The 4,220-nt window shown below is 52.0% G+C and carries 3 protein-coding genes; 1 reads left to right on the top strand and 2 read right to left on the bottom strand.

Annotated elements, in window-relative coordinates:
• The first annotated feature begins 39 nt into the window (after positions 1-39).
• Entirely contained in the window at positions 40-186 is a 147-nt protein-coding gene (locus tag ACO6VE_RS23930) for an IS3 family transposase (RefSeq protein WP_422463959.1), read from the top strand.
• A gap of 75 nt (positions 187-261) precedes the next feature.
• On the opposite strand, the gene ACO6VE_RS23925 is transcribed toward ACO6VE_RS23930, so the two are convergent.
• Together ACO6VE_RS23925 and ACO6VE_RS23920 are read right to left on the bottom strand one after the other, a co-directional pair.
• On the bottom strand, positions 262-3,282 hold the full coding sequence (locus ACO6VE_RS23925) for an efflux RND transporter permease subunit (protein WP_422463957.1): 3,021 nt from the start codon (positions 3,280-3,282) through the stop codon (positions 262-264).
• Positions 3,279-4,034: an efflux RND transporter periplasmic adaptor subunit gene (locus ACO6VE_RS23920; RefSeq protein WP_422463955.1), complete on the bottom strand. Its 756-nt coding sequence runs from the start codon at positions 4,032-4,034 to the stop codon at positions 3,279-3,281. The genes ACO6VE_RS23925 and ACO6VE_RS23920 overlap by 4 nt, the downstream gene beginning before the upstream one ends.
• Positions 4,035-4,220 lie beyond the last annotated feature (186 nt).

Raw genomic sequence — 4,220 nt, 5'->3', positions numbered from 1 at the left:
TCGCCTTTCTTGTTCGGGTATTTTGGCTCTGGGACGTAAATTCTATGCTCCAGGGTCTGTAGTTGTGCTCAGTATGAGACTTTCACCCATTACATTTTGTTCTACAACAACCGCAGACTTCATTCCTATCTTGATTACGTGAGCCCTGTGGACTTTGAGCAACAGGAATTCAGGAAAGCGGCCTAATCAGGTGTCCATTTTTACTTGACCACTACATAAAAAAGGGACTCAACTATTGAGTCCCCGCATAAAGATCAACGATCAGGCCTTACCAAACTGCCGCTGTTTAACCAGCAGGTAGAGGGAAGGAATCACAGTCAATGTTACCATCATCGAGATCACGCAGCCCCAGCCAACGACCAGCGCCATGGGCGACATGTAGTTATCGTAGCCGCCGAGGCCATAGGCCAGGGGGGTCAGACCGGCAACAGTGGTCACCGTTGTCAGCAAAATAGGACGTACACGGCTCTGGGTACCCTTGATGACAAACTCCACCATATTCGCCCTGGTGCATGCCTGCTCGGTCTCCATCAGGTGCCATACCAGCACCAGGCTGTTGTTTACCATAATACCGATCAGGGCGATCATACCGATAATGGCGAAGAAGCTCAGTACCTGACCATGGATGAACAGGATAAACAGTGCACCGCAGATACCCAAAGGAATAACAGACAGTACGATCAATGTTTCGAAGACACGGTCAAACAGCAGCAACAGCAGTAGCAGGATGCCAAACAGGGCAAAACCGATAGCAACAGAAAATCCTCGCTCCGCCTCCAGAGTTTCCAGAATCTGGCCGGTAACGATAATACTCGCACCCTGATAATCGGTGCTCATGTTAGCGGTAGCGAACCGGGTCTGCACCTGATCAAAGACCGCCACCGGATCGGTTATGGTGGTATCCAGACCCGCCGAAACCCGAATTACCCGCTTGCCGTTGTAATGGTCGATACCAGCCAGAGCATCGGTAAATTCCCAGCGTACCAGCTTGCGCAAAGGTATCAGCTGGTTATTCTTGCCGCGCACCAGCAATTCATCCAGCTCGGTCAACAGTCGATCATTGTCGTCAAGCGCCACACGAAAGTGAACCTCTTCCTCACCGTTGAAGACCCGCGTCACGCGCTGGCCATCAATAGCGTACTTGATAATATCTCCGACCTGCGTAGCGCTGATACCGTAATAGTTGAGCCAGTCGTACTGCAACACTGCCTGCGCCTGTGGTGATGGTGCATTGAGATCTCGCCGTACCCGATGACTGCCGGGTATCTCCTGCAAAAATGCCACTAGGCCATTGGCCAGCTTCTCGCGGCCTTCGTCACTGCCGCCGACAACCCGCAGGTCTACCGGACGACCAGCTGGCGGACCACCGCCATCGACATCAAACTCGATCTGGGCAAGGCCGGTAATACTCTCGGCCTGCTTCTCCCAGTCGGCAACGATCTGCTCGGCACTGCGATCGCGCTGGTTGGCCGGTACCAGGGAGACACCCCAGGTGCTGGCCGGTGTTCCGACCTGACCGTACCAGGCCGCCACTTCCGGGGTATTCTTGATAATCTTTTCCAGTGCCCGGGTCTCTTTCCAGACTTCATCCAGGGAAAGTTCAGTATCCGCTTCCGCTTCCATCTCGATAATGTAAGCACCATCGACCGGGAAGAACAGATAGGTCAAACTCTGGTACGAAACCACCCCCAGACCAATAATGGTGGCCACCATAACCGGCAGGAAAACAGCACGCTTGCGAATCAGGCTGGCAACGATGGTATTCAGCCACTTAAGCTGTCTGGATCCCTCTTTGGCAACCGCCTCTCCCTGCTTGAACACGCCTTTCAGGTGTGCCGGAATAAACAACAGTGCATCAATAAACGAGAAACAGAGGGCGATAATGACGGTGAGCGGAATCACATACATCATCTTGCCACTGTTACCGGGCAGGAACAGCAGCGGCACAAAGGCAATCATGGTGGAAAGCACGCTGGCCAGCACCGCTGGAAAAACGCTTTTTATACCTTCGGTGACGGCACGTTCCAGCTCGTAGCCCTCTTCCACCAGTGCCACTATACGATCACTGACCACGACCGCGTCATCGACAATAATGCCGATAATCAGGATCAGTGCAGACAGGGTAAAGACATCGAGAATCTGACCAAAGGCCGGCAACACTGCCAGGGTACCGAAAATACAGACCGGGATAGATATTGCCACCCACAGGGCGATCCGCTTTCTCAGGAACAGTGCCAGAGTTACCAGCACCAGACCGAGGCCAATCAGACCATTACTCTGTACAATCGAGGCTTTCTCCTGAATCTCGTTAGAGAGATCAAAGCCGACACCCAGCGTATAGTTCTTGCCCAGCAGCTCCTGCTCTTTCGCCAGCAGATTGCGGACGTTTTCAGCCGTACTCAGTACATCGCCACTCTCATTGGTGCGCAGGTCGAAAACAATACTCTTGTTGCCATTGATCGAACCGTAGACTTCGCCCTTGGCAAAACTCTCCCGAATATCTCCGGCAACATCCTTGAGCTTCAGACGAGGGGCAAAACCGATCATCATCTCCCGCAACTGTTCGACACTTTTCAGCTCGGCAGCGGTAATCAGCTCAGGGCTGTTTTTCAGCTGATCCAGACGACCACCGCTGATCAGTGCATTACGCTGGGCAACCAGTGCGGCCACTTCATCGACGGTCAGACCGTAGCGCTTCAGGGATATGGGTTCCAGGGCGATCAGAAACTCGGGATCACGAAGGTCTGTGGTATGAATATCACCGATACCTTCAATTTGCCGTATTTTTAGCTCCAGATCCCTGGCCTGCTTTCGCAACTCACTGTACGACACCGCATCGGAACCGGCGATACCGACCACCATAAAGTCCAGGCTATAGGACTTTGTCGCAGAAAAGGTCGGCCCATCGGTGACACCGGCGGGCAGCCCAGAGACCTTGGTCAGTGCATCACGAATATCCTGATAGGTCGCATTTGGATCGGAGACATCGCTCTCCAGAGTCACCCGGATACTGGAGCTACCGTTCTCAGACGTGGAGGTAAATTCCTTGATGCTGGATATCGACAGTAACTCTTTCTCGATCTTGCTGGTGATATTGCTCTCGATATCCAGTGCCGTGGCACCGGGATAACTTGTGGTGATATTGCCGCTCATCATGTCGTAACGGGGCTTTTCTGCCATCGGCAGGCCAATGGCGATAAACACCCCGGTAGCGATGATCAGAAAGGTCAGCGCCTTGGCAGCAAACTTGCGCAGTGATAACAGTTCCAGCAATGTGTTCATCGTGCTTCCCCAGTGGTTGTGCGACCAGTGACGTCCAGATAAACACGTGACTCCATACCGGCACTCAGTTTGCCGGCACCGTTATTGACGGTGACCTCCACCAGAAATCCGGGGGCATCTGTCTGAATAGCAGGAGAGAGTACAGTCACATGACCGGTCAATGACTGCCCGATGGATGGCACAACCACCTTCAGCTGGTCGCCTTTTTTCAGGCGAGTAAAGTCCGCTTCCAGAAGATGAAAACGTGCTTTGAGCTGCTGGGTATCAACGATGGTATAGAGAGGGTCACCGACAGAGATAAACTGCCCAAGCTCGACAGTACGCTCAACAATCACTCCGGAAAACGGTGCCTTGGGAGCAGACTTGTTGAGGGTTTCCCGGGCAATGTCGTATCGGACATTGCTGGCATTACGCTGTGCCTGGCTGATATTAGTCAACCGTGTCTGGTTATCCAGATCACTGGCGGAGATACCTTTGGTCTTGTACATGGACTGAAAACGTGCCAACTGTTTCTGCTGGGTTGCCAGCTCACTTTTGCTCACATCCAGCTCATATCTGGCCAGATTGAGATTGAGTGTGTAATCTCTGGCGGAGATGGCTAACAGAGCGTTGCCCTTTTTGACCGGATCCCCATTTTCAAAGTTGTAGGCATCGACAACACCGGACACCTGGCTACGGACCACAACCAACTTTTCGGGCAACAGTGGTGCAACGCTGTACTGACCGGGATCGAATTCATTTGCGCGTAGCAATGACGAAAATAAAAGACATGTAAGTAATACAATTTTTCTCATGATAGTGATCAGACTCCAAATTTTAAATCTCGTTAAAGCAGTGTCTCTTTTTTCGGCTCTTCAGGGATAACTGTGGGTAGAAATCAACAAATTTGAAAAAAAAAGCACCAGCGGCTGATTTCAGGTATGTTTTTATTTGCAGAC

The sequence above is a fragment of the Endozoicomonas sp. ALB115 genome, assembly GCF_049310245.1.
Classification (GTDB): Bacteria; Pseudomonadota; Gammaproteobacteria; order Pseudomonadales; family Endozoicomonadaceae; genus Endozoicomonas.
Note: the sequence above shows the minus strand (reverse complement) of the source record. Positions and strands in the feature narration are given on the sequence as shown.